This is a genomic window from Streptomyces sp. SKN60 (assembly GCF_026236535.1).
In the GTDB taxonomy this organism is placed as follows: domain Bacteria; phylum Actinomycetota; class Actinomycetes; order Streptomycetales; family Streptomycetaceae; genus Streptomyces.
This window is the reverse complement of sequence record NZ_JAHTMW010000003.1, coordinates 170,101-195,532: the sequence shown is the minus strand read 5'-3', so window position 1 is coordinate 195,532 and position 25,432 is coordinate 170,101. Positions and strand designations below refer to the sequence as shown.

Annotated in this window: 24 protein-coding genes; 9 read left to right on the top strand and 15 right to left on the bottom strand. The window is 72.0% G+C overall.

All coding sequences use genetic code 11. The features are described 5' to 3' along the window. Positions 1 to 13: 13 nt before the first annotated feature. From KV205_RS06810 to KV205_RS06800, 3 genes are read right to left on the bottom strand one after another with little or no spacing between them, the layout of a single operon-like run. Positions 14 to 1,276, bottom strand: coding sequence for an MFS transporter (locus KV205_RS06810; protein ID WP_265862995.1), 1,263 nt, complete (start codon positions 1,274 to 1,276; stop codon positions 14 to 16). Continuing rightward, positions 1,269 to 2,501, bottom strand: coding sequence for an MFS transporter (locus KV205_RS06805; protein WP_265862994.1), 1,233 nt, complete (start codon positions 2,499 to 2,501; stop codon positions 1,269 to 1,271). Before KV205_RS06805 ends, KV205_RS06810 begins: the two co-directional genes overlap by 8 nt. Then, on the bottom strand, positions 2,495 to 3,232 hold the full coding sequence (locus tag KV205_RS06800) for a class II aldolase/adducin family protein (RefSeq protein WP_265862993.1): 738 nt from the start codon (positions 3,230 to 3,232) through the stop codon (positions 2,495 to 2,497). Before KV205_RS06800 ends, KV205_RS06805 begins: the two co-directional genes overlap by 7 nt. A 152-nt stretch (positions 3,233 to 3,384) precedes the next feature. Here KV205_RS06800 and KV205_RS06795 point away from each other — a divergent pair, with 152 nt between their 5' ends. Beyond that, positions 3,385 to 4,383 carry a cupin domain-containing protein gene (locus tag KV205_RS06795; protein ID WP_265862992.1) on the top strand — a complete coding sequence of 333 codons (999 nt, stop codon included), beginning with the start codon at positions 3,385 to 3,387 and terminating at the stop codon, positions 4,381 to 4,383. 71 nt (positions 4,384 to 4,454) lie between these two features. Here KV205_RS06795 and KV205_RS06790 read toward each other — a convergent pair whose 3' ends face one another. From KV205_RS06790 to KV205_RS06745, 10 genes are all read right to left on the bottom strand, one after another. Further along, the gene (locus KV205_RS06790) at positions 4,455 to 5,348 is read right to left on the bottom strand and encodes an AAA family ATPase (RefSeq protein ID WP_265862991.1); all 894 of its coding nucleotides are present in this window, start codon (positions 5,346 to 5,348) and stop codon (positions 4,455 to 4,457) included. Between the two features lie 266 nt (positions 5,349 to 5,614). Then, positions 5,615 to 6,682, bottom strand: coding sequence for a cupin domain-containing protein (locus tag KV205_RS06785; RefSeq protein WP_265862990.1), 1,068 nt, complete (start codon positions 6,680 to 6,682; stop codon positions 5,615 to 5,617). Positions 6,683 to 6,767: 85 nt separating this feature from the next. Then, entirely contained in the window at positions 6,768 to 7,994 is a 1,227-nt protein-coding gene (locus KV205_RS06780) for an MFS transporter (RefSeq protein WP_265862989.1), read from the bottom strand. Between the two features lie 40 nt (positions 7,995 to 8,034). Next, entirely contained in the window at positions 8,035 to 9,171 is a 1,137-nt protein-coding gene (locus KV205_RS06775) for an ABC transporter ATP-binding protein (protein ID WP_265862986.1), read from the bottom strand. Between the two features lie 29 nt (positions 9,172 to 9,200). Next, positions 9,201 to 10,970 (bottom strand): iron ABC transporter permease, encoded by a 1,770-nt coding sequence (locus tag KV205_RS06770; RefSeq protein ID WP_265862985.1) that lies wholly within the window; start codon positions 10,968 to 10,970, stop codon positions 9,201 to 9,203. A 10-nt stretch (positions 10,971 to 10,980) separates the two neighbouring features. After that, entirely contained in the window at positions 10,981 to 12,096 is a 1,116-nt protein-coding gene (locus KV205_RS06765) for an extracellular solute-binding protein (protein ID WP_265862983.1), read from the bottom strand. A 31-nt stretch (positions 12,097 to 12,127) separates the two neighbouring features. Then, positions 12,128 to 13,237: an extracellular solute-binding protein gene (locus KV205_RS06760; RefSeq protein WP_265862982.1), complete on the bottom strand. Its 1,110-nt coding sequence runs from the start codon at positions 13,235 to 13,237 to the stop codon at positions 12,128 to 12,130. 113 nt (positions 13,238 to 13,350) lie between these two features. Next, positions 13,351 to 14,928, bottom strand: coding sequence for an ethanolamine ammonia-lyase reactivating factor EutA (locus KV205_RS06755; protein ID WP_265862981.1), 1,578 nt, complete (start codon positions 14,926 to 14,928; stop codon positions 13,351 to 13,353). Positions 14,929 to 14,936: 8 nt separating this feature from the next. Next, on the bottom strand, positions 14,937 to 16,064 hold the full coding sequence (locus KV205_RS06750) for an ethanolamine ammonia lyase-activating protein (protein WP_265862979.1): 1,128 nt from the start codon (positions 16,062 to 16,064) through the stop codon (positions 14,937 to 14,939). Positions 16,065 to 16,182: 118 nt separating this feature from the next. Further along, positions 16,183 to 16,935, bottom strand: coding sequence for a 2,3-diphosphoglycerate-dependent phosphoglycerate mutase (locus KV205_RS06745; protein ID WP_265862978.1), 753 nt, complete (start codon positions 16,933 to 16,935; stop codon positions 16,183 to 16,185). Between the two features lie 155 nt (positions 16,936 to 17,090). On the opposite strand from KV205_RS06745, the gene KV205_RS06740 reads away from it, so the two are divergent. The 5 genes from KV205_RS06740 (at position 17,091) to KV205_RS06720 (ending at position 21,065) form a co-directional block, all read left to right on the top strand. Beyond that, on the top strand, positions 17,091 to 17,414 hold the full coding sequence (locus KV205_RS06740; protein WP_265862977.1) for a 2Fe-2S iron-sulfur cluster-binding protein: 324 nt from the start codon (positions 17,091 to 17,093) through the stop codon (positions 17,412 to 17,414). 65 nt (positions 17,415 to 17,479) lie between these two features. Beyond that, positions 17,480 to 18,766: an aromatic ring-hydroxylating dioxygenase subunit alpha gene (locus tag KV205_RS06735; protein ID WP_265862976.1), complete on the top strand. Its 1,287-nt coding sequence runs from the start codon at positions 17,480 to 17,482 to the stop codon at positions 18,764 to 18,766. Positions 18,767 to 18,769: 3 nt separating this feature from the next. Continuing rightward, positions 18,770 to 19,249 carry a 3-methyl-2-oxobutanoate hydroxymethyltransferase gene (locus KV205_RS06730; RefSeq protein WP_265862974.1) on the top strand — a complete coding sequence of 160 codons (480 nt, stop codon included), beginning with the start codon at positions 18,770 to 18,772 and terminating at the stop codon, positions 19,247 to 19,249. A gap of 37 nt (positions 19,250 to 19,286) precedes the next feature. Then, a complete protein-coding gene (locus KV205_RS06725) occupies positions 19,287 to 20,204 on the top strand; it encodes a 3-methyl-2-oxobutanoate hydroxymethyltransferase (protein ID WP_265862972.1) in 918 nt (305 codons plus the stop codon). A 3-nt stretch (positions 20,205 to 20,207) separates the two neighbouring features. Beyond that, positions 20,208 to 21,065, top strand: a complete 858-nt coding sequence (locus KV205_RS06720; RefSeq protein WP_265862971.1) for an alpha/beta fold hydrolase — start codon at positions 20,208 to 20,210, stop codon at positions 21,063 to 21,065. 66 nt (positions 21,066 to 21,131) lie between these two features. Here the strand turns inward: KV205_RS06720 and KV205_RS06715 are convergent, their stop codons facing one another. Continuing rightward, positions 21,132 to 21,575, bottom strand: coding sequence for an RpiB/LacA/LacB family sugar-phosphate isomerase (locus KV205_RS06715; RefSeq protein WP_265862969.1), 444 nt, complete (start codon positions 21,573 to 21,575; stop codon positions 21,132 to 21,134). A 3-nt stretch (positions 21,576 to 21,578) separates the two neighbouring features. Beyond that, complete coding sequence (locus tag KV205_RS06710; RefSeq protein WP_265862967.1) at positions 21,579 to 22,520, bottom strand: ABC transporter substrate-binding protein; 942 nt, start codon at positions 22,518 to 22,520, stop codon at positions 21,579 to 21,581. A gap of 75 nt (positions 22,521 to 22,595) precedes the next feature. Here KV205_RS06710 and KV205_RS06705 point away from each other — a divergent pair, with 75 nt between their 5' ends. Genes KV205_RS06705 through KV205_RS06695 form a run of 3 tightly spaced genes read left to right on the top strand, consistent with a single transcriptional unit; the run spans position 22,596 to position 25,430 of the window. Then, on the top strand, positions 22,596 to 23,711 hold the full coding sequence (locus tag KV205_RS06705; protein WP_265862965.1) for a zinc-binding dehydrogenase: 1,116 nt from the start codon (positions 22,596 to 22,598) through the stop codon (positions 23,709 to 23,711). Then, the gene (locus tag KV205_RS06700) at positions 23,708 to 24,415 is read left to right on the top strand and encodes a 4-carboxy-4-hydroxy-2-oxoadipate aldolase/oxaloacetate decarboxylase (protein ID WP_265862963.1); all 708 of its coding nucleotides are present in this window, start codon (positions 23,708 to 23,710) and stop codon (positions 24,413 to 24,415) included. The genes KV205_RS06705 and KV205_RS06700 overlap by 4 nt, the downstream gene beginning before the upstream one ends. After that, the gene (locus KV205_RS06695; RefSeq protein WP_265862961.1) at positions 24,405 to 25,430 is read left to right on the top strand and encodes an amidohydrolase family protein; all 1,026 of its coding nucleotides are present in this window, start codon (positions 24,405 to 24,407) and stop codon (positions 25,428 to 25,430) included. Before KV205_RS06700 ends, KV205_RS06695 begins: the two co-directional genes overlap by 11 nt. The last annotated feature ends 2 nt before the right edge of the window (positions 25,431 to 25,432 follow it).

The following is a 25,432-nucleotide window of genomic DNA, read 5'->3' as shown; positions in this document are numbered from 1 at the left end:
GACGGGGGCCGGTTCACACCCTGTCGTCCCGAGGTGCGGCGGTCGGAGGCCGCAGGGCCGTGGGCGGCCCGGCCGGGTGCCGCAGCCGGGGGAGGACGAGCGCCGCGGCGGCCAGGGCGCTCGACGAGGCCACGGCCATTCCGGCGCGGGCGCCCCAGAGGTCGCAGACGAGGCCGAGGAGCGGCATGCCGAGCGGGGTGCTGCCGAGCACGACCAGGCCGTGCAGGGACATCACCCTGCCGTGCATGCCCGGGTCCGTGCCGAGCTGGAGCAGGCTCTTGCCCAGGGTGTTGAAGGCGAGGTTCGCGATGCCGACCGCGACCATGCCGGCGAGGGCGAGCGACAGCCAGGGGGACGCGGCCACCAGCGCGTTCGCGGCGCCGAAGCCGAGCGCGGCGAGGAGCAGGGCCCGGCTGGTGACGCGGCGGGCCGCCGCCGTGCCGAGGGCTCCCGCGACGGCGCCGACACCGAGGGCCGAGGTGAGCCAGCCGTAGGTCGCCGCGCCGCCGTCGAAGGTGTCCCTGGCGAGGACCGGGAGCACGGCGCGGAAGTTCTGTCCGAGCAGGGCGACCACGCCGATGAGCAGCAGACAGGCGCGCAGTTCGGGGTGACCGAACACATAGCGCAGGCCCTCGCGGACCCCGCCGCCGCCGGCCGGTGCGTCGTCGAGCCGGCGGCGGGTCGTCCGCGGGTCGATGAGGAGCAGCCCCCAGATCACCGGTACGAAGGAGACGGCGTTGAGCGCGAACGCGTAGCCGGGTCCGACCGCGGCGATGAGGCCGCCGGCGACCGCGGGTCCGACGAGGCGGCCGAGGTTGTGCACGGTGGAGGCGAGCGCCTGCGCGTTGACGTAGTCCGCCGGTGCCGTGAGTTCGGCGACGAAGGCCTGGCGGGCCGGGTTGTCGAGGACGGTGACGAAACCGAGCGCGAGCGCCAGCGCGTACACCGTCCAGAGCGCGGCGGCCCCGGCGAGCACCACGACGGCCAGAGCCGCGGCGAGCACCCCGCTCGCCGCCTGGGTGGCCAGGAGCACCCGGCGGCGGTCCCACCGGTCGACGAGCACGCCGCCCCACAGTCCGAAGAGAAGCATCGGCAGGAACTGCAGGGCCGCGGCGAGGCCGACCGTGAACGCGTCGTCGGTGAGGTCGAGCACCAGCCAGTCCTGGGCCACCCGCTGCATCCAGGTGCCGATCACGCTCACCGAGTGGCCGGTGAGGAAGAGGCGGTAGTCGCGATGGGACAGCGCGCGCAGCGCGCGGACCGCCCCGTCACGCACGGCCGGCTCCCTCCGCCGGCGGTGCGTTCAGATGCGCGCGCAGCCGGCCGGCGGCGAGCGCGGGCACCGCGATCGCCGCTCCGGCGATCATCAGCGCCGCCGAGACCGGCAGGACGGCGACCAGGCCGGCGGCGCCGAACGGCGCCGTGAACAGCGCGGCGGCGCGGAAGGTGCCGGCCGTGGCGATCGCCTCGCCCCGCTCCTCGGGGTGGACCGCGTCGCTCGCGATGGCCGGGCCGAGGGTCTGCAGGGCTCCGGCTCCGAGGCCCGAGACGCCGAGCGCGAGGCCGGCGGCCACCGGGGACCCGCCGAGCGGGCCGAGCAGCGCGAGCGCGCCCCCGGTGGCGAGCGTGCCGAGGGCGAAGGCCCGGGCGAGGGCCGCGCGACCGGTCCGGCCGATGACCACGGACCCGGCGAGCGAGGAGGCGTTGGCGACCGCGACCAGGGCGCCGACGACGGCCGCGCCGTTCCCGGCCCGCACCAGCATCACCGGGATGTAGGAGCCGAGCAGACCGCGCCACGCGCCCGCGCTCACCCCCGCCCAGCACCCGGCGGACACCCCGGGCCGGCGCCACATCCGGCCCGGGGCGCGGCCGTCCGGCCGCCGGAACGGCGGCAGCCGGTCCAGGAACAAGGCAGGTACGACGGCGCCGGCGGCGATCGCGGTGCAGACGGCCAGCGCGTACGCCGGGCTGCGCTCCGACAGCAGGCCCGCGAGCACCGGCCCGACGAGCAGACCGGCGCCGGAGGTGAAGTTGACCGTCGCCAGGGCGCGGACGGACGAGCCGGCGCCGCGCACGACATGCGTCTGACTGCCCGTCCAGAAGCAGGCCCGCGCGACTCCCTGGAGCAGTTGCGCCGCCACGAACGGCACGAGCGCCGCCGAGACCGCCACGACGAGGTTCGACACGGCGAGTACCGCGCCCGCCACGGCCACCAGGGTCCAGTCCGGCAGCACCCGCATCACCACGCCGAGTCCGAGCCGGGTGGCCATCTGCGACACCGCCGAGACGGCGGTCAGGACGCCGACCCCGACGCTGCCGTAGCCGGCGTCGAGGGCGAGCAGCGGCAGCGCGACGGAGGACAGGCCGAGCGCGCACGAGAAGACGACGGCGCCCCCGGCGGAGGCGACGGTGTCACGGCCGGGAAGCCGAGGAAGCCGAGGAAGCCGAGGAAGCCGAGGGAGTCGGAGGCGGCGCCGGACCGGCCGCCGCTCGGTCAGCACGTGGCCTCCCCGGCGGTCCGGCCGAGCCGGCTGAGCTCGTGGCGCCAGGCGGTGTCGTGGTGGAACGCGCCGCCCAGGTCGGGGAGTTCGGCCAGATCCTCCTCGGGCAGGTCCCGCAGGGTGCCGCCGGCCTGGACGACGTCCAGGGAGAGCCGGGCGAGCGTGTTCAGGGAGACGGCGCGCAGGACGGCCTCGGGGACCGAGCCGCCGGTGCTGGTGAGCCCGTGGCCGCGCAGCAGCACGGCGGGGCGCTCGCCCAGGGCGCCCACCATCTCCCGGGCGAGGCGCCGGTCCCGTATCAGCACCCCGCGCGGGTGGACCGGCACGCCGCCGGCGGCGAGCCGGGCGCCGGGGATGTCGAAGGCTCCGACGACGGGGCGCAGGGTGATCCCGGCCAGGTCGGCGGCGACCACGGCCGGCGGATGGGCGTGCACCACGGCCCGTACGTCCGGGCGGGCCCGCAACACCTCGGTGTGCAGGGGGAGTTCGTTCGGCACGGACCAGTCGTCGAGCTCGCCGGGGGCTGCCGCCCGCCCGTCCAGGTCGACCAGGCGGATGTCGGCGGGCGTGGTGCGGTGCAGCCCGCGCTCCCGCGGCCCCCGGCACCGTACGAGCAGCGTGGTGTCGTCCATCCGCAGGCTGATGTGGCCGAGGATGCCGTCGGCCAGGCCCCGGGCGGCCAGCACGCGGCAGGCGTCCGCGACCAGTTGACGCTCCCGTGCGTACCGCATGAGCTCCCCTCCCCTGAAGGATCAATGGTCTGACGTTAGGTCTTCGATCCGGGGTGGTCAACATCGCCCGGGGGCTGCCCGGGGGATTGGCGGGACGGGCTATGGGTCTTATGGTTAGTCCGATAGGTGGCACTGTCCTAACAGGAGGATCCATGGCAAAGAAGGGACGCGTCTTCGTTCGCGGTCTGACCTCGGAGACGTACGGCCTGAATCACTTCCGCGAGCGGCAACTGGCTGTGGAGCGGGTCAGGGACGACTCCGTCGTCGTCGACGACGCGAAGGTCGCGCACTCCGGGGACAGCGCGAAGTCGCGCACCTGGTGGCGGGTGGGTCCGGGCGACGAGGACTTCCTCACCCAGACCATCCAGGTCCACTTCGTGGAGCTGCCCGGCCAGTCGAGCAACCACGGCCACGGACACCAGAACGAGGCCGCTTTCTACATCCTCGAGGGCCGCGGCTACGAGATCCACGACGACCGGCGCTACGACTGGGCCAAGGACGACCTCGTCTTCGTCCACACGGACTCGGTGCACCGGCACTTCAACCCGTACGACGAGAAGGCCAAGGCGCTCGTGGTGAAGGCCAAGAGCACCTGGATGTTCATGGGCCTGATCCAGCAGGGCCGTTCGGGCCCGATCGACCGCCCCGAGGAGTTCGGCGAGCGCGAGGACTGGTCGCGGATCTGGACGCCGGGCGTGCTCGACCGCAAGAAGGTCATCAGCCCGAAGGACACCGCCTGGGAGATGACCCCGCTGGGCCGTACCCGGGTGATGGCCTCGCCCGGGATGACCGACGGGCGCATCTTCTCCGTCGACGCCTACGAGCTGGACATCGCCGCCGGCAGCCGCTCGGGCAAGTACTGGAAGATGGCCGACGAGGTCTTCTACGTCCTCGAGGGCGGCGGCTACGCGCTGCAGTGGGAGGTCGAGGCGGAGATCGCGGAGAAGTACTACGCGCGCGTCGCCAAGGAGCCCAAGCGCTTCGAGATCACCGAGGGCGACACGCTCTACGTGCCGCAGAACCACATCTGCCAGCTGTTCGCGGCGGACGGCACCCCGCTCAGGGTGTTCTCCGCCCAGAACCGGGTCTTCAAACACCTGGGTTACGACACGGTGCACTACGTCGAGAACGCCCCCGAGTACCAGGGCTGATCCGCACCACGGCAACGCGAAGGGCCCCGCATCGTGAGGGATGCGGGGCCCTTCGCACGGGCGGTACGGGCTCAGGCGCGGCGAGCGGCTTCGGCGGCCGTCTCCTCGGCCGCCTCCACCAGGTCCTCGGCCGTCAGGAGGGCCGGGTCGGCGGCGGTGGCGAGACGGAGCGCGAGCGCCCCGTGCACGGTCTTGCGGATGCGCCGGCCGTCCACTCCGTCGAGCAGCCGGCCGACCTTCTCGTGCACGGTGCCGTTCTCGGCGAGCGGGATCAACTCCGGCCATTGGGAGGCCAGTTCGCGCAACGAATCTGCCACGATCAGCGGCGTCACCGCGGCCGAGGGCAGCTCGGTGCGGATCACCAGGTCGGCGCGGGACAGAAAGGCCTCGTCGACGGCGTCGGCGAAGTTCGTCGTCACCACCAGCAAGGTGCCCGGCCGCTGGGCGCGCAGCGCGTCGAGACCGCTGAGCACCGCGTCGGTGGCCCGGTGCACATCGACCGGATTGGTGTCGAAGGACGCGCTCTGCCGCCGGACGGCCAGCGCCTCCACCTCGTCGACCAGGACCACGGTGTGCGGCCTGCGGGCGGCCAGTTCCGGCAGGTCCTCGTGGAACAGCCGGCTCACCGCACGCTGGCTCTCGCCGAGCAGCTCGCTGGGAAACGCGTGCGGATCGACATCGACGAGCGTCGTGGCCCCGTGCGGGGCCAGGGTCCGGGCGGCCGCCTGGGCCAGGCCCTGGGCAAGGGTCGTCTTCCCGGTGCCCGGCGGCCCGGCGAGCACGATCAGGCCGTGCGGGGCGACGGCGGAGCCGGCGAGCCGCCGCCCGTGCCGGAGCACGAGGACGGCGGTCGCGAGCAGCCGCTCCTTGACCCGCGGGTCGACGATCACCGCGTCCCACGGACCGTCGTGGTGGTCGCTGGGCAGGGCGTGCACTCCGGCGACGCCGTGCGGCAGGGAGCTCATGCGGAGCCTCTCTCCTTCCGGTATGCCCTAGGTCCTGTCCGGAAAGTCCCGCCTGGCTCGCGGTGTCTGGCACGCACTCCCCCGTAGCCCTTCGGGCACGGGAGGTGCCCCCACCGCGTTGTCGTCGGTCGCCATGGCAAGCCATGTCTCCCTCCTCCGCCTTGCGATCGCACGCACCAGACACCGCGAGCCCTGCCCTGCGGGCAGACTGGGGGTACCTCCCGGCGAAGCCAGGGGGAGCTACTTTCCGGACAGGCCCTAGGTCCTCACGGCCAGGTCGGCCGGTCGTTCTCCGGCCACTCGATGGTCGAGGGGTCGCCGGCCTGGGCGTCGCGGATGTGGGTCGGCGGCTCCTCGAACAGGACCAGCGGGTCGCACAGCACCCGCATGGTCTCCAGGAGGCTGTCGAACATATGGATCCGCACCACCTTCGCCGTGCGCTCCGGGTCGGTGTTGATGTGCTGGTGCCACAGGAAGTGGTCGACGACGATGAGGTCGCCCTTCTTCCACGGGTGGCGCTTGCCGCCCTCCGGCTCGGTGCCCAGATAGCTCTCGCCGGAGCCCTCGACCACGTACAGCCAGGCCTCGCCGGGGTGGCGGTGCATCGACTGCTGCCGGCCCGGGCCGATCTCGAACATCGCCATGGTGATGCCGGAGGCCTGGTACCCGATCGCGCGGTCGAGCAGGAAGGTGGTGCGGGTGCCGCGCGGGGTGTTGCGCAGCTCCAGCTCGTCCCAGTCGGTGTGCAGCCGGCCGGAGCGACGCCGCTCCTGCTCCCTGGCCAGGCGGCGCAGCCGGTTGGCGTACGGGTCGGCGCCGTCGATGCCGGGGGAGTACGGCGGCCGGGGCGCGAGCCCGGCGAACGGGGTGTGTCCGGCGTCCTCCAGGACCGCCATGCCCATGGTCTCCAGCATCGGCTGGCTGGAGAAGGTCAGATAACGCACGGTGGTGTCACCGTCGTTGCCGCTGCGGTGCCAGGCCCAGGACGGCAGGTGGAGCGAGTCGCCGGGGCCGAAGTCGACGCGTTCGCCGTCGATCTCGGTCCAGCCGTGGCCGGCCACGACGAAGACCATGGCGTCCCAGGAGTGGCGGTGCACCGTGGTGGTCACTCCGGGGTCGATCTCATGGGCGAGGGCGTCCATGGTGCGGGTGGGCCGGTCGCCGTCGGCGCCGACGTAGACGCCGACCCTGCTGCCGCGGGCGGTCTCGTGCATCGTCGCGTCGTCGAGGCCGACCACGGTGCGGTGGTTGTCCCGCCAGTCCTCCAGGAACTGCGCGCGGCGGCGCTTCTGGACGTGGTAGTGGGTGGTTTCGGTGGTGGTGTGCGTACTCATCGATCCTCCGGCAGGGGTGCGTTCGGGAAGACGGCGGTTAGCGAGACGGCAGGTGAAAGAGACGGCGGGTGAGAGAGACGAGGGGTTACGCGGCGGAGCTCGGCCGCGGAACCCGGTACTCGCGGATCGTGCGGCTGCGCAGGGCGCTCGCCCCGGCGGCGAGTGCGGGCACCAGGCCGCCCGCGGAGAGCGCGGCGACCGGTCCGAGCGCCCCGGCGGCCACGCCCATCAGGGAGTCGCCGACGGCGGGCCCGCCGCGCGAGGCGATCTGGTACGTGGCGGAGACCCGGCCGCGGAGTTCGTCGGGGGTCTCCAGCTGGACGGCCGCGTGCCGCACCGTGGTGGCCACGGCGTCGGCGGCCCCGAGCGCCACGGCCATCACCAGGGCGGGCCAGAGGGAGGGCGCCAGGGCGAGACCCACCACGGCCAGGCCGTAGGCGGCCGTGCCGTACAGCACGACATGTCCCGAGCGGGCGGTGCGGACCAGGCGGAACACCCACGCCGAGCCGATCAGGGCGCCGGCCGAGGGGGCCGCCGCCATCAGTCCGTACCCGGTGGCCCCGGTGTGCCAGACGTCGGCGGCGAGCGCGGGCAGCAGCACCCGGTAGGCGCCGAACACGGTGGCGGCCAGGTCGAGACCGATCAGCTGCCGGATCACGGGGCGCCGGGCCACGTACGCCGTGCCCTCGCGCATGCTCTGCCACACCGGCGCCCGCGCTCCGTCCGGCTTGGGCCCGGGGGTGCGCAGCAGCGCCAGGACCAGGACCAGGGCGGCGTACGTCACGGTGTCGAAGGCGTACACGAGGCCCGGGCCGCCGATCGCGATGAGCAGCCCCGCGAGCGCCGGTCCGAGCAGCACGGCGAGTTCGCGCGAGGGGTTGAGCAGGGCGAACGCGTCGACCAGCTGTTCGCGCGGCACCATCGCGGGGATGAGCGCCTGGCGGGCCGGCTGGTCGAAGGTGGCCGCCGCAGTGGTGAGCAGCGAGGACAGCACCACTGCCCAGACCGTGGCCCGGCCGGTCAGGGTGACGGCCGCGAGGGCGGCTGACACGAGCAGCGCCAGGGCCTGCGAGGCCTGGAGCAGCCGCCGCCGGTCGAGCCGGTCCGCGTACACGCCGCCCAGCGGGGACAGGACGACGAGTGCCACGGCCTGGGCGAGGCCCACCAGGCCCACCTGAACGGTGGACCCGGTGAGCTCGTACACCTGGTAGAGGGTGGCGGCCGTGGCGCCCCGCGTTCCGATCTGGGAGAGGACGACTCCGCCCCAGTAGAGATCGAAGTCCCGGTTGCGCAGCACCTCGGGTATGCGCACGTGCCTCCTTTCCTTGTCTTGGGGTCGGGTGCGGGGCGGCTCAGTCGGCGGGGACGACGATGACCTTGTCGGGGGCGACGGTGAAGTGGACGCTCTCGCCCGGCGGGACGGAGAGGTTCGGGTTGGAGCGGTTGCGGATCTCCACGCCGCCGCCGACGTCGATGATGTGGTCCACCGTGTCGCCGAGGAACGCCCGGGTGGCCACGGTGCCGCGCCACTCGTTGGGCACGCCGCCGCGCGGCTCGCGGGTCAGGTCCACGGACTCGGGGCGGATGGACAGCAGCACCGCGGAGCCCACCGCGGGCACCCGCTCCACACCGCGGGCGGTCAGCCGGCCCTGGGCCGTCTCGACCTCCACCTCGTCGCCGCGCACCGCGACGACCTTCGCCTCAAGGAAGTTGGAGGTGCCGATGAACTCGGCGACGAAGCGGGTGGCCGGCTTGGTGTAGATCTCCCGGGGCTTGCCGATCTGCTCGATGCGGCCCTGGTTCATCACCGCGATCCGGTTGGACATCACCAGGGCCTCGGCCTGGTCGTGCGTCACATAGATCGCGGTGAGGTTCAACTCGCGTTGCAGCCGCTTGAGTTCGAAGCGCATGGACTCGCGCAGCTTGGCGTCCAGATTGGACAGCGGCTCGTCGAGCAGCATCAGCTCCGGACGGGTGACGAGCGCGCGCCCCAGGGCGAGCCGCTGCTGCTGGCCGCCGGAGAGTTTGGTGGCCGGCCGGGACGAGTAGGCGCCCAGCTCGATGACGTCCAGGACCTCCGCCACCCGCCGCTCTATCTCCGCGCGGTCGGGCCGCTGAGCCCGGGGGAGGACCTCCAGCGGGAAGGAGACGTTCTTGAACACGGTCATGTGCGGCCAGATGGCGTACGACTGGAAGACCATGCCGAACCCGCGCATGTTGGCACGCAGGTTGATGCCCTTCTTGTCGTCGAACAGCACCCGCTCGCCGAGGGTGATGGATCCGGTGGTCGGCTTCTCCAGACCCGCGATGGAGCGCAGCGTGGTGGTCTTGCCGCAGCCCGAGGGGCCGAGCAGGGTGAACAGCTCGCCTTCCTGGATCTCGAAGTCGATCCCGCCCACGGCATAGGCGCGGGTGTCGTCGCCGCCCGTGCGCTTCTTGCGCTTGGCGGGCGACTCGTAGCTCTTCTTGAGGGACGATACGGTCAGCATGGGGTTCTTCCTCTGGATCCGGGGCGGGGTCAGTCGTCCTGCAGGCCGAAGCGGGCTCCGACGCGGTAGGCGCCGGCGACGAGGACGCAGAGCAGCAGCACCATCAGCACGCCGAGCGCGGCGAGGGTGGTGAACTGACCGTTCTCGAACTGCTCCCACATGAGCACCGACATGACCTCGGTCCCGGGGCTGTAGAGCAGGATCGTGGAGGACAGCTCGCGGAAGGACACGACCAGGATGTAGACCCAGCCGGCGAGGACACCGCTGCTCATCAGCGGCAGCAGCACTCGCCGGAAGGTCTGGAACCAGGACGCCCCCGACACATGGGCCGACTCCTCCAGTTCCGGCGACATCTGGGACATCGCCGAGGTGCTGTAGCGCATTCCGTACGGCAGATAGCGGGTGCAGTACGAGATGAGCAGGATCAGCAGCGTGCCGTAGATGGGCAGCGGCATCCGCAGATACACGAAGGACAGCGCGAGGCCGAGCACCAGGCCGGGGATGACGATCGGGGTGAAGGCCAGCACGTCGAGGACCTGGCGCCCCCTGGCCTTGGTGCGCAGCACGACCCAGGAGACCACCGAGGTGAGGAGCATGACGGCGGTGGCCGCGCCGACGCCCACGATCACGGAGTTCTTCAGGGCGTTGAGGGCCTGTGGCATCTCGAACACCCGGGCGTAATTGGCGAAGGACATGCTCGACAGCGTCTTGCTGCTGGGCGCCGTGTAGAACTTCAGGAGCGAGGCGTAGAACAGCACGGCCACCGGCAGCACGACCGTGATGCCGAAGTACAGCAGCACGCCGGCGCCGACCCACGGCTTGGCCCGGCCCAGGTCGACCGGGCGCGGCCGGAAGGCCTTGCCGGTGACCGTCTGGTAGTTGCGCGAGGAGCGCTGCAGCCACTGGGTGAACAGCACGCCGACGGCGGCGATCAGCAGCAGCCCGGTGGCATACGCGCCGGCGGCGCCGTAGTCGATGGGGTAGGCGCGCAGCACGAAGTAGATGCGGCTGGTGAAGACATAGGTGCCGTTCTGCAGCCCGAGCAGGGCCGGCACCTCGAAGCTCTCCAGGGACTGCACGAACATCAGCAGGGCCACGGAGATGGTCGCCGGGCGCAGCAGCGGCACGGTGATGCGGCGCAGCACGGTCCAGGTGCCGGCGCCGGACATGGCCGCCGACTCCTCCAGGGAGGGGTCCATGGCGCGGAACGCGGAGACCATGAGCAGGAAGGCGACCGGGGCGTGGTGCAGGCCCTGGACCCAGATCATGCCCGGGACGCTGTAGACGTCGATGGGCGAGGAGCCGAACAGCGGCTTGAAGAAAAGGGAGTTGATCAGCCCGCTGTCCGGGTCGCCGAGGAAGATCCACGACGTCGCGTAGAGGATGCCGGGCACGATCAGCGGCACCATCGAGGCGGCGAAGAACAGTCCCTTGAACGGGGTGTCGGTGCGCACCAGGACGTACGCGAGGGCGGTGCCGACGACCAGCGAGAGCAGGGCCGAACCGAAGGCGAACACCAGGGAGTTGCCCAGCATGGTGCCGGCCTGCGCGTTGCCGCCGTAGGCGCGGGCGAAGGCGTCGAAGGAGATGCCGACCCCGTCGGAGTCGATGAAGGTGTCGTGCAGCAGATAGCCGAGCGGCACGACGGCGATGTATCCGACGATGACGATCGCCGCGCCGACCATCAGGGTCTGCGGGGACAGCCTGCCGCGCAGCAGCGCGGGGATCCGGGAGGGGCGCCGGCCCGGGGCGGGTGCGCCCGGCGGCGGGGCGGCGCGTTCGGTGGGGGCAGAGGTCACAGCCACAGTGCTACTTCTCCATGTTGTCGGCGCCGCGCAGCAGCGCGTCGTACTTCGCGTCCCAGTCGGCCTTCTTGTCGGTGAGCGCGTCGATGGCGAAGGGGGCCAGGGTGAGGCCGTCCAGGCTCTTGTCGCCGGGGACCTTGGTGGAGGGGGACAGATGCAGGTCGACGATCACCTGCTGGCCCTCGTTGAGCATCCAGTCGTAGAACAGCCAGGCGGCGCCGGGGTGTGCGGCCCCCTTGATCAGGCCGACGCCGTTGGGCCGCGGGAAGGCGGGAACGGTGGACCTGCCGCTCGCGTCGCGGTAGGCGACGGGGGCGCCCTGTTCCTTGGCGCGCTCGGTGATGTAGGTGTAGTTCATCGCCTCCATGGCGGTCTGCCCGGCGGTGAGGAACTGCATCATCGTGGTGTGGCCCTTGGCGGCCTTGGAGTTGGCCGCGATCTTCTTCCACAGCGCGTCGACCTCGGCCTGCGACTTGCCGTGCTTGAGCCAGTACGTGGTGACGTTGGCGTACCAGTCGGAGTCGCTGATCTCCAGGGTGATCTTGCCCTTGTACTCGGGCTTGGCCAGGTCCTCCCAGCTCTTCGGCTCCTGGCCGGGCTTGATCAGATCGGTGTTCCAGGCGGGGTGGAAGATGTTGAGCCGGGTGGCGCTCCAGTCCGGGAACCGGCCGGTCTCGTTCAGCTTGTCTCGCGACGCGCCGTCGAACGTCGCGAGGATGCCCTCCTTGGACAGGGCGTCCATCTCGGCGAAGTTGGTCTCCACGACGTCGGCGCCGGCCCGGCGGGCCTGCGACTCCTGGGAGATGCGCTGCAGGACCGTCTCGGAGTTGCCGCGGAAGACCTCGACCTTGACGCCGGTGTCCTTCTGGAACGCCTTGGTGATGGGGCCGACGATGTCGGCCGTCATCGAGGTGTAGAGGGACAGGGTGCCGCCCTCGGACTTCGCCGCCTTCTCGGCCTCGGCGCGCTGCCGGTCGGGGGCGGCCGAGGCGATCCTGTCGTACGTCTCGGTGGACGCCGCGCCGCCGGCCGCCCGGGGGGTGACACCTCCGCAGGCGGTGAGCAGGGTCGAGGCCGCCAGGACGGTGCACGCGGCGGTTACTGCTGAACGGCTCTTCATCGGGGGCTCCCGGGGTGTGAGGCTCTGCGCTTCAGTCGGACGTGGGGACGCCGCGGAGCAGGGCGTCGTAGGCGGAGTTCCACTTCTGGTTGTCGGAGGCCTCGGACTTGTCGAGGCTGTAGACCTCGGTGCCGGGCGGGATCGGATCCCGGAAGCCGGGGACCTCCTTGGCCGCGGGGATCCGCTTGGAGTCGGCGATGATCCGCTGGCCCGCGGTGAGGACCCAGTCCGTCCACAGCAGGGCGGTGGCGGGGTGCTTCGGCTCCTTCATCAGGGCGAGGCCGTTGGGTCGCAGGATCACCGGTTCGACCGAGGGCCGCCAGGCGACCGGGGCGCCCTTGGCCACCGCCTTGTCCAGGGTGTGGCTGTAGACGGAGGCGGCGATGCCGAACTGGCCGGCGCTCAGCATCTCGCCCTGGACGGTGTGGCCCTTGGTGAGCCGGGCGTTCTCGGCGATCCCGCGGAAGACGTCGTCGACCTTCTGCTGGGACCAGCCCTTCTTGTCGGTGAGGTACGTGGACATGGCCATGTACCAGTCCCAGTCGCCGATCTCGACCGACACCTTGCCCTTCCACTTGGGGTCGGCGAGGTCGGCGAAGGTCTTCGGCTCCTGGCCGGCCGGGACCTTCTCGGTGTTCCAGCCGACGACGAAGGCGTTGAACCGCTCGGCGGTCCAGCCGTCGGGCTTGGTCGCCTCGGGCTTGAGGCCCTGGAGGGCGGGGCCCCGGTACTCGTACAGGACGTGCTGGTCCTGCAGGGCGCGCAGTTCGATGTCGTTGGTGTCGACGACGTCGTTGTTCGTCCGGCGGGCGCCGTGCTCCTGCAGGATGCGCTGCAGGACGGTCTCGGAGTTGGCGCGGAAGGCGCGGACCTTGATGCCCGGGTAGGCCTTCTCGAAGCCGTCGACCAGTTCCTGGATGTCGGTGTTGGAGGTGTAGAGGTCGAGGACCCCGCCCTCCTTCTTGGCCGCGGCGAGGAGTTTCCCGGTCCGTTCGGGACCGGTGAGGGCGTCGTACGGGGCGTAGGCGGCGGACTCGCCGGACGCCGCGCCGTTCTTGGCGTCGGAGGTGACCGGGGTGCCGCAGGCGGCCAGCAGGAGGCCGGAGGCCAGCAGAGCGGCCGGGAGGGTTCGGTGATGCATCGCACGCTCCTTGGGGCGTCATTGCCAATGGATCGTCGTGCTGTGCGAGGGAGGGCCGGCCCCGTGGCCGGGGCCGTCGACTGCGTATGAAACCGGAGGATTGGCCTTATGGTCTAACCATAGGTTGGAACCGTTACCGGACCTTTACCGGCGCCGAACACCAGGGACTTGATGGTCACCGGCACGGTGCGCGAGGGGTGCCGCACCCGCCCGATGTCGATGTGGTCGAAGTCGTGCAGGCTCAGCCCGTCCACGACGAGCACCTCGGACCGGACGCCCAGCTCCTCGCGCAGCAGCCGGCCGAGCGTCATGGCCACGTCGCCGTCGAGGACGACGTACACCGGCCGGCCGGCCGCGATCCGCGCGGCCAGGCCGTCGCGGATGCCGGTGGCGAGGGCGAGCAGCCTGCCGTACTCGGGCAGCCCGCTCCACTCCACGGCCAGGGCGACATCGCCCTCGGCCCCGCGTTCGTCGAGGCTCTGCCGGACCGCGTCGGCCACGGCCCGGGCGTCGACCGTGTCGCCCAGCGGACAGCCCGGGCGCACCACCGGCAGATCGCGCCGCGGCAGCAGCGCGTCCGGGTCGCTGACGCAGCCGGTGTTGCCGCTCAGCTGGACGCTGTACTCGGAGGCGCCGAGCGCGGTGGCCCGGATGCACTCACCCGCCGGCAGCAGCGGCCAGGGGAGCTCCCCGGCGTCGAGCCGTCGGCGCACCGCGTGCCCGAGCCGCCGGCCCAGGTCGCCGAAGTCGTGCTGCTCGCGCCCGTAGACGTACTCGGCCACGCCGCCGGAGAACAGCACCCCGTCCAGCGGGCCGGGATCCCCGAGCCGCCGTGTGAGGTACAGACCGTCCTCGCCGGGCGCGCCGCGCAGTACGTCGACCAGGGCCCCCGCCATCGCCTCGGCGACCCGGTCGAGCTCCGCCGGGCGGGCCGTGTCGCCGAGCCGCCAGTCGAAACCGGCCCGCGCCGCGTGCCGCCGCCCGGCCGGCTCCAGACGGACGATCCGCCTGTCCTCGTCCGTCACCTGGAGCCGGCCGCCGATGTGGACCGCCGCGGTCGAGAGCACCCGTCCGCCCTCGACCACGGCGAGCTTGGTGGTGCCGCCGCCGATGTCCACGACCAGGAGCCGTTGCCGTCGCTCGTAGGAGCGGCGGGCGGCGCCGGAGCCGTAGGCCGCCAGTCGGGCCTCCATGTGGTGGCCCGCGGTGGCGGTCACCAGGCGGCCGCCGCGCTCGGCGAGGACGCCGGCGATCGCCTCCGCGTTGTGCCGCCGCAGGGCCTCGCCGGTGAGGATGACGACCCCGGTGTCGATCGCTTCGGGGGTGACTCCGGCCTTCCCGTACGCCTCGTCGACGATCTCGCCGAGTCGCACGGCGTCGATGTGCTCTCCGCTCGTGTACGGGGTCAGGGCGACCGGCGACAGATAGCGCGTCTCCCGGGAGACGACGTGGTAGCGGCTGGTCAGCTCCTCGCCGATGCGCCGCAGCCGGAGCCGGGAGAACAGCACCTGGGTGCCGGAGGAGCCGATGTCGATGCCCACGCTGTGCAGGGTGACGTTGTCCTGCTGCCAGATCGGGTTGTCCTCGATCGGGCCGAGCGGCTCGTCGTCGTGGTCGTGGGTGTGCGCGGGCACGTGCGGGGCGTGGACGGTGCGCGGGGGAGGGGCGGTGTGGGTGTGGGTGTGCACCACGTGCGTGCTCAGCCTTCGGCGCCGGGCAGCGGCGGCAGGGTCTCCAGCTCCGATGCGTAGATGGCGTCCATCCGCGGGGTCATGGCGTGCTTGGCGAGGGCCTCGCGGAAGGTGTCGCGCACGAAGGCGGACTCGTCGGCGTAGTCGATCTGGTCCCCGCCGATGCGCCGGCTGATCCACGCCTTCGGCACGCCCTGGGCGTTGCGCACGGAGACGACCTCGTGCTTGAAGGCGAGATAGCGGCTCGGCTCGGTGCTGGTGTTGAAGTGCTGGTGGAACCACATGTTCGGCGGCACGATGAGCGAGCCGGGGCCCCACTCGTAGCGGCGCGGCTCCTCGCCCTCCGGCCACATCAGGCTGTAGCCCTCGCCGGACAGGATGATGACGTGGGCACCGGGACCGTGCCGGTGACCCTTCTTGTACGTGGCCGTGGGGAACTGCGAGATGTGGCTGTTCATCGAGCCCTTGGCCATGGTGAAGCGGATGTGGCCGCCGCCGGCGCCGCGCTCCTTGGCCTCCACCAGCGGCAGGCTCACCGAGTCCGCCACGAAGTTGGTGTCGAGGAGCAGGCCCCGCTGCTCGCCCTTGGGGGAGAAGTAGTCGGGCTCGCCGTTGAAGCGCTCCGGGAAGTCGCGCGGGGTGTCGAAGACGAACTCCGGGTCGCCGTAGAGGTTGATGACCGGCGGCATGTTCGTGGAGGACACGAAGCGCGCGGCCTTCCGGCCGGAGCCGTTGAAGTGCTGGTGGTGCGCGTTGAGCGGGATGGCGAAGATCGAGCCGGTCTGCCACTCGAAGGTGACCGAGTCGCCCTTGTCGTTCCACACCCGGGTCGAGCCCTGGCCGTCGAGGACCAGGATCTGCTCCTCGAACAGCTGGCGCTGCGGGGCCAGCGCGCCGCCGGCCGGGATCTCGCACACGTAGCAGTCGTTGGAGGTGCGGGTGGCCTCGTGGTTGATGAAGACCCCGCGCCCGCCGCGGCGCTCCCAGGGCTTGAGCTCCACAGTGCGCAGATCCGGGATGTAGTGCGCGGCGATGATGTCGAGACCTTCGTCTGCGACCCAGCGGGTGTACGGGGAGTCCTTCTCGGTTGCGAACTTCGCTGCGAACGTGTCGTCGACGATGGCGTCCTTGGACATCGGGACCCTTCCTGATTGGTGCCGCCACTGACCGGGGCGTACGAAGGCTGGGATTGGTAGAACCATAAGTCCATCAAGTTGACCCGTCAACGGATCTGCGGGCTCCGGATATACGGCGTTAAAAGCCCTGCTCGGCCACGGATTTGGCGGCCGAGCGGGCGGCCTCCGGGTCCAGGTAGCGGCCGCCGCGCAGTAGCGGCCGCAGCTGCGCGTCCAGTTCGTAGCAGAGCGGCATGCCGGTCGGAATATTACGTTCCGCCGTCTCCTCCGGGGTCAGTCCGTCCAGGTGGGAGACCAGGGCGCGCAGCGAGTTGCTGTGCGCGGTGACGAGTACGGTGTGGCCGGCCCGCAGCTCCGGCGCCACCACCCCGTCCAGGTACGGCAGCAGCCGGGCGAGCACGTCCGCGAGCGACTCGCTGCGCGGCAGTCGCGCCGCGTCCAGGCCGCCGTAGCGCGGATCCCCCGCGTAGCCGGCCGCCTCGTGCTCGGGCAGCGGGGGCGGTACGGCGTCCACGGAACGGCGCCAGCGCCGGTAGGCCTCCGCTCCGTACCGGGCGCGGACCACGCTGCGCTCCAGGCCCTGAAGGGCCCCGTAGTGGCGCTCGTTGAGGCGCCAGGTGTGGCCTGGCGAGACGTCCGGGCAGTGCGCGGCGGCCAGGGCGAGGGTGCAGGTGCGAATGGCGCGGACGAGGTTCGAGCTGTGCGCGCGGGTGGGGCGGAGTCCGTGGCCGAGCAGCAAGTGACCGGCCTCGCGGGCCTGTTGCTCACCGCGTGCGGTGAGGGGTGTGTCGATCCAGCCGGTGAAGGTGCCGCGGGCGTTCCCGTGGCTCTCGCCGTGGCGCAGCAGCACCAGGGTCAGGGGGCGGGGCATGGCGGGTCCTCTTCCGTCTCTTGTTTCCGCGTTCAAGCATCTGGTCTAATGGACAGACCATAAGCCGGACAAGCCGGACCACGGGCCAGGGCAGCGCATGCCGGCCCGTGGCCCGCCGGTACGGGAACGGTCAACTTCGAGAAGAGGGAGGGACCTTGCCGAAGGTCATCTTCGCCACCTCCGACGGGCCCCAGCACATCGTCGACGCCCCGCCGGGCGACTCCCTGATGTCCGCCGCCGTCCGCAACGGCGTCCCGGGCATCGTCGCCGAGTGCGGCGGCAACCAGTCCTGCGCCACCTGCCACGTGTGGGTGCGCGAGGAGTTCGCCGAACGCGTCGGCCCGCCCGGCGACATGGAGGACGACCTGCTCGACCTCGCGGTGTCGGAGCGGCGCGCGACCAGCCGCCTGGCCTGCCAGATCACGCTCACCCAGGAGCTGTCGGGACTGATCGTGGACGTCCCGCCGCACGAGTCCTGAGCCCCCGCACACCCCGCTGCAGCAGTCGCCCCGCCCCGGGGCCCCAGCATCCGAAGGGAAACTCCGTGCTCCGCAAAGAGATCAACGAACTGCTCACCCAGACCGGCCCCGGCACACCGATGGGCGAGCTGTTCCGGCAGTACTGGATCCCGGCCCTGCTGGCCGAGGAGCTGCCGGAGAACGACTGCCCGCCCGTCCGCGTCAAGCTGCTCTCCGAGCGCATGATCGCCTTCCGCGACAGCGAGGGCCGCTACGGACTGATCGACGAGTTCTGCGCCCACCGCGGAGCCTCGCTGTGGTTCGGCCGCAACGAGGAGGGCGGGCTGCGCTGCCCGTACCACGGCTGGAAGTACGACGTCACCGGCCAGTGCACCGAAGTGCCCTCCGAGGCCGACAACTCCAGCTTCTGTGCGAACGTCAGGCTCACCTCGTACCCGCTGGTCAAGATCGGCGACGTGCTGTGGACCCACATGGGCGACCGGGCCACCCGGCCCGAACCGCCCGAGTTCGAGTGGGTGCACGTGCCGGCCGAGCAGACCTACACCTCCAAGCGCTGGCAGCAGTGCAACTGGCTGCAGGCCTTCGAGGGCGGCATCGACTCCAGTCACGTCACCTTCCTGCACTCCGGCGGCCTCAAGAGCGACCCGCTGTTCAAGGGCGCGAAGGGCAACGAGTACAACATGAACGACACCAAGCCCTTCTTCGAGGTCGCCGACTCCGAGGGCGGCCTGTTCGTCGGCGCCCGGCGCAACGCCGAGGAGGGCAGCTACTACTGGCGCATCACCCCCTGGGTGATGCCGTCCTTCACGATGGTGCCGCCGCGCGGCGACCACCCCGTGCACGGCCACTGGTGGGTGCCGATCGACGACGAGAACTGCTGGACGTACTCCTTCGACTACCACCCGGTCCGCGCGCTCACCGGGACCGAGCGGCAGGCGATGATCGACGGCCACGGCGTCCACAGCAGGACCGTCCCCGGCACCTACCGGCCGGTCGCCAACATGGACAACGACTATCTGATCGACCGCGAGGCGCAGCGGCGCGGCGAGACCTACTCCGGCGTCGCCGGCATCGCCATGCAGGACGCCTCGCTGCAGGAGTCGATGGGCCCGATCGTCGACCGCACCAAGGAACGCCTGGTACCCGCCGACAGCGGCATCATCAAGGCCCGCCAGAAGCTGCGGAAGGCCGCCCTCGCCCTGCGCGACGAGGGCGTCGTCCCGCCCGGCGTCGACCCCGAGCACCACAAGGTCCGCTCGGCCGCGGTCGTGCTGCCGCAGGCGGAGTCCTTCCTGGACTCCTGCCGGGACGCGGTCAAGGTCGTGCCGGGCGCCCCGCAGACCACGGTCTGAGCCATGACCCCGGCCACCCCGCACCTGAGCGAGAGCGCCCGGGCCGCCTCGGCCCACGAGTCCCGCTTCCGCATCGACGCACCCATCACCCCCGCCCGGACCGCGCGGATCGTCGCCCTCGACGCCCGCGCGGCCGCGGTGGCCCGCCGGCTCGCCGCCCGCACCTGGGCCGGCGCCCGCTTCTACACCGCCGTCAGCACCGAGACCCTGCACCGGCTCGACGGCACGCCCGTCCCGCTGGACGGGGTGATCGCCCGCACCGACGTGGTGGTCGTCCTCGCCACCGAGGACCGCGGCCACCGGGTGGCCGCCGCCATCGGCGGCATCTGCCGGCGGCGCGGCATCACGACGGCCGGCGTGGTGCTCGGGGAGGGATACGAGGCCGGTGACGCGGTCGCCGCGCTGCGGCCGTACGCCCGGGTGCTGCTGCGCTCCGCCGACGAGGGCGACGTCCTCGAACTGCTCACCGCGCTCCGGGTCTAGACCCTGACACCGAGTACGAGAAAGGAGTGCGGAACCTGTGACGGACAAGGCGACGGACAAGATGACGGACAAGGCGCAGGACAAGAAGACCGACAAGGTGACGCTGAACGCGCTGCGCCGCATGAAGGACGAGAAGCGCAAGATCGTCGGAGTGGTGGCCTGGGACTGCCCGATGGCCCGCATCGCCGACCGGGCCGGGGCCGACCTGATCTCGGTCGGCGACACCGTCGGGGTGAACCTATGGGGGCACACCAACCCCCTGGAGATCACCCTGGACGAGATGCTGGTGGTCACCAAGGCGGTACGGCGCGGCACCCGGCGCGCCCTGCTGAGCGCCGACTTCCCCTACGGCCCGCTCCAGGAGGGCGGCGCGGCCGCCGTACGGGCGGCGATCCGCTTCGCCAAGGAGGCCGGCGTCGACCTGGTCAAGCTGGACGGCGCCGCCGACTTTCCGGAGGCGGTCGAGGCCGTCACCCGGGCCGGCGTCCCGGTGTTCGCCCAGTTCGGCATCACCCCGCAGACCGCCCTGCGCTACGGCGTGGAGTACCGCGGGGTCCCCTCGGCCGCCGAACAGGTGCCGGAGGAGATGCTGGAGGCGATGGTCGCCGAGGCCAAGCGCCTGGAGGAGGCCGGCGCCGTCCTGCTGAACTTCACCAACTCCGGGCCCGTGGTGGGCGCCGCGGTGGCCGCCGCGGTCTCCGTGCCGGTCGTGGGCGGCTTCGGCGGCGGCCCCTGGCTGGACGGCCGGATGCGCATGGCCAACGCCGCGATCGGCTACTCCGCCCAGGCCCTGGACGACCCGCCGGAGACGTACGCCCAGGTCGCCCGTACCGCATTCGACGCGCTCACGGCGTACGCCGAGGACGTGCGCGCGGCCCGGCAGATCGCGGGCGGCATTCCGGTGCCGCCCGCCGAGACCGCCGAGCCCGTCTCGCCCGCGGACAAGGAGGGCTGAGCCGTGCCCACCGCCCTCATCGACGGGATCACCACCCGCTACGAGACCACCGGGGACGGGCCGCCGCTCCTGATGTTCTCGCCCGGCGGCTTCGACTCCAGCCTGGAGGCCTGGCACACCACCGGCGTCTACCGACGGCTCGGCCTCCTCGACCGCCTGGCGGAGCACTACACGTGCATCACCTTCGACCGGCGCGAGTCCGGCCGCTCCGGCGGCCGGCTGGAACGCCTGACCTGGGAGGGGTACGTACGCCAGGGCCTCGGCCTGCTCGACCACCTGGGCATCGACCGGACCTACCTCATCGGCGGCTGCGTCGGCTGCTCCACCGCCGCCGCGCTCGCCGTCGCCCGGCCCGAACGGGTCGCGGGCATGGTCCTCTACTCGCCGGCCGGCGGCGTGCACTACCGGCGCAAGCAGCACCAGCGCTTCGACGCCCACCTCGCCCACGCGGCCGAGCACGGGCTGCGGGGCGTGGTGGAGCTGGCGCGGTCCACCGGGGACGGCTTCTCCAAGGACCCCCGGGTCGGGCCCTGGGCCCATGTGCTGCGCCACGACGCGCGGTTCGCGAAGGAGTACGCCGCCTGCGATCCGGAGCGGTACCGCACCCTGGTGACCGGCAGCGCCCGGCTGCTCTTCGACCGGGACACGGTGCCGGGCGCGGAGCCGGAGGACCTGCTCACCCTGCGGGTGCCGGCTCTGATCGTGCCGGGCGAGGACACCTCCCACGCGCCCTCGGCGGCGCGCTATCTGCAGGAGTGCCTGCCGGTCAACGAGTACTGGGACGTGCCGGTCGCCGAGCAGACGGACACGACCGCCCCGGAGCGGATCCTGTCCTTCCTCGCGGGGGCCTCCGGGGCGTGACCCCGGGAGATGCGAACGGCCGCCGGCCCCGGGTCACCCCCGGGGCCGGCGGCCGTTCCACGCGCCTCAGCCCTGCTGCTCCAGGGCGGCGATCTGGTCCATCCGGCGCTGGTGGACGCCGCCCTTGAAGGGGGTCGTCAGCCAGGTCTCCACGATCTGCTCGGCCTCCTCGGCCTCAAGGACCTTGGCGGGCAGGACCAGTACGTTGGAGTCGTTGTTGCCGCGCGAGATCCGGGTGAACCACAGATCGGGGCAGAGCCCGGCGCGGATGCCCGGCAGCTTGTTGCAGGCGATGGTCTCGCCCAGGCCGCTGCCGCCGAGCACGATGCCCCGGTCGGCCGTGCCCCCGGTCACCCGGGCACACACCCGTACGCACAGCTCCGGGTAGTCGACCTCGTCGGGCGTGTGGCTGCCCAGGTCCGCCACCGTGTGGCCGGCCGCGGCGAGCCGGGCGACGAGCCGGCCCTTGAGCCGGAAGCCGTTGTGGTCACCGGCGATCGCGATGCGCATGGCTCAGCCCACCAGGTCCAGGGTGGCCGGTGCGAACAGCTCCTCCAGCGGGCGCGGTCGGCGCAGGATCCGCTGGTCCACCGCGTGCCGCAGCAGCGTCTCCAGGACGTGCCGGTTGGGCTCGATCCCGTACGGCAGCGGGTCGGCGCCGGTCAGCCGCATGACCCGGCGGTGCAGGGCGTCGGTGGCGGTGTCGCCCTCGCCGGCCCGCAGCCGCTCCACGTACGCCTGCTTGGCGCGGGCGAAGGCGTCGAAGACATGCGCGGCCAGCTCGGGGTCCTTCTCCAGGAGCTCGTCGCGGACCACGACCAGGTGGTTGACGGGGAACAGGCCGCGCTCGGTGAGGGCCCGGTAGCCCGCCTTCTCGGCGTCCGGAAGCAGCGGGACGACCTGCTCGGACCGCGGCTGGACGCCGATCACGGCCGCCAAGTCACCCTCCGTGAGGGCCTCTTCGAGAGTACGGCCCGGCGCGAGGGACTCCACGTTGCCGGGCGGCGTGTAGTCGGCCACGTGCTCGTCGCCGGAGAGCACCCAGGTGACCTTGGACAGGTCGACCCCGTGCTCCTCCTGGAGCACGGCGCGGGCCCACACCCCGGTGGTGACGGTGTAGCCGCGGCTGACGCCGACCCGGCGGCCTTCGAGCTCCTTGGGGTCGGTGACGGGGGCGGCGGTGTGGTGGTGGATCGCGCCGTGGTGGAAGCCGCGTACCAGGAAGGCCGGCACGGCCGTGAAGCGGGCGCCGTGCTCCTTGGCCACCAGATAGGTGGTGAGCGCCATCTCGCTGACGTCGTAGGCGTGTTCGCGGACCATGCGGCGGAAGGCGTGCACGAGGACCGGGACTTCCTCGAAGTCGAAGGAGAAGCCGTGCGGCCTGACGGCCCCGGTCTTGAGTGCCGCGTTGTTGCCCTGGGTCCGGGTGACTGTCCGTAGCTGATCATCCGTCATGACGGAAAGGTAGCATGGTCAGACCATCAGTCCATAGACTGTGCGCGTACGACGGCTTCCACCCGAGGAGGGTTCATGGCGGAAACGGTGCGGGCTGCGGTCCGGACGGCGCCGGGTGTCACCGAGATACGCGAGCTGCCCATGCCGGACGTCCCGGCGGACGGCGCACTGCTGAAGGTCGAGGTCGCCGGGATCTGCGGCACCGACGCGAAGATGTACGGCAAGCCCCCGTTCGGCGACCCGGTGATCATGGGGCACGAGAACGTGGGCGTCATCGCCAAGGCGGGCAGGGAGTTCACCGCCCGCAAGGGCCTGGCCGAGGGCGACCGGGTCTTCGTCGAGCACTATGTCGGCTGCTTCCGCTGTGCCTGGTGCCACGCCGGCGAGTACCGGCACTGCGAGGCGACCGACTGGCGCACCAACCCGGACGCCCGGCGCTACGGCTACACGTCCTGCGAGAAGCCCGGCACGCTGTGGGGCGGCTTCTCCGAGTACCTCTACCTGCCGTGGAACGCGGTCACCCACAAGGTGCCCGACGGGGTCTCCGCCGAACTGGCGGGCCTGGTCACCCCGTTGTCCAACGGCATCGAGTGGGCCCTGGTGACCGCGGGCGTGGGCTATGCCAGCACCGTGCTCATCCAGGGCCCCGGCCAGCAGGGCCTCTCCCAGGTGGTGGCCTGCAAGCAGGCCGGCGCCTCGCAGATCATCGTCACCGGCACCACCCGGGACGCCGCCCGCCTCGCGCTCGCGAAGGACCTCGGCGCCGACCACGTCATCGACGTCCTGGCGGAGGACGCCCTGAAGCGGGTCCACGAGCTCACCGGCGGCCGGGGCGTCGACGTGGTCCTCGACTGCACGGCGGGCGCGGGCACCTCGCCCGTACTCCTCGGCATCAACGCGCTCAAGCGGCGCGAGGGCGTCATGGTCTCCCAGGGTGAGCTCGCCGCCTTCCCCGACTTCCCGCTGAAGAAGCTCACCGAGAAGTCCATCGCGCTCAAGAGCGCCCGCGGCCACAGCTACCGCTCCTGCGAACTCGCCCTGGAACAGCTGGCGTCCGGCCGCTTCCCGCTGGAGAGGCTGGCCACCCACACCTTCCCGCTGCACGAGGCCGACCGGGCCGTCCGCACCGTCGCCGGCGAGACCGGCGAGGACGCCGTGCACGTCTCCCTGCTGCCCTGGGCGGCCGCATGAGCACCGTCGTCACCCACATCCCCCGCACCGATCCGGCCGTGGTCGACGCCCTGGGACGGTACGGCGTCGCCACCGTGCACGAGGCGCAGGGCCGCACCGGCCTGCTCGCGCCCGCCCTGCGCCCGGTCTGGCCGGGCGCGCACGTCGCGGGCACCGCGGTCACGGTCAGCGTGCCGCCCGGCGACAACTGGATGATCCACGTCGCGGTCGAACAGTGCCGCGAGGGCGACATCCTGGTCGTCTCCCCGACCACCCCGTCCGAGGCGGGCTACTTCGGCGACCTGCTCGCCACCTCGGTGGCCGCGCGCGGAGTGCGCGGACTGGTCATCGACGCGGGCTGCCGCGACGTGGCCGATCTGCAGCGGATGGGCTTCCCCGTGTGGGCCCGGCACATCAGCGCCTTCGGCACCGTCAAGGAGACCCTGGGCGATGTGAACCTGCCGCTGGCCTGCGCCGGCCAGATCGTCCGCCCCGGGGACGTGATCGTCGCCGACGACGACGGCGTGGTGGTCGTGCCGCGCGCGAACGCCGCCGGCGTCGTGGCGGCCGCCCGGGCCCGCGAGGAGAAGGAGGAGCTCTCGCGCAAGCGCTACCGGGACGGCGAACTCGGCCTGGACGTCCACCGCATGCGCGAGCGGCTCGCCGCCAAGGGCCTCACCTATGTGGAGGCCCAGGGTGAATCGGAGGCCGACGGTGATCATTGACATCCACGGCCACTACACCACGGCCCCCGCACCCCACCAGGCCTTCCGGGACGCCCAGTTGGCCCGCCTCGCCGACCCCTCGCGGCCCGTCCCGCGGACCGAGCGGATCAGCGACGACGCCCTGCGCGAGAGCGTGGAGCACAACCAGCTGAAGATCCTGCGCGAACGCGGCGGCGATCTGATGCTGTTCTCCCCGAAGGCCTCGGGAATGGAGCACCACATCACGGACCCGGCCACCGCCCGGGACTGGGCGCGGGCCTCCAACGACCTGGTGCACCGCGTCACCGAGCTGTACCCGCGGCACTTCGCCCCGGTCTGCCAGCTCCCGCAGACCCCCGGGGGCGGAGTCGCCGACGCGGTCGCCGAACTGCACCGCTGCGTCACCGAGTCGGGCTTCGTCGGATGCAACCTCAACCCGGACCCCTCCGGCGGCCACTGGACGGCCCCGCCGCTGACGGACCCCACCTGGTACCCGCTGTACGAGGCCCTGTGCGAGCTCGACGTACCGGCCATGGTGCATGTCTCCAGCGCGTGCAACCCGGTCTTCCACACCCTCGGCGCGCACTATCTCAACGCGGACACCACCGCGTTCATGCAACTCCTCCAGGGAGGCGCCGAGTTGTTCGCCCGCTTCCCCGGTCTGCGCTTCGTGATCCCGCACGGCGGGGGAGCGGTGCCGTACCACTGGGGCCGCTACCGCGGCCTCGCGGTCCGCATGGGCCTGCCGGATCCGGCCGGGCTCCTCGGCAACGTCGTCTTCGACACCTGCGTCTACCACCGGCCGGGCATCGACCTGCTGACCCGGGTGATCGGCACCGAACACGTCCTGTTCGCCTCGGAGATGCTGGGCGCCGTCCGGGGCGTCGCCCCCGAGACCGGCACCGCCTGGGACGACACCAAGACCTACGTGGACGCCGCCGGCCTCACCCCGGACCAACTCCACCAGGTGTACGAGGCGAACGCCCGACGGGTCTATCCGCGCCTGGACGCCAGGCTCCGCTCACAGGGACGATGACG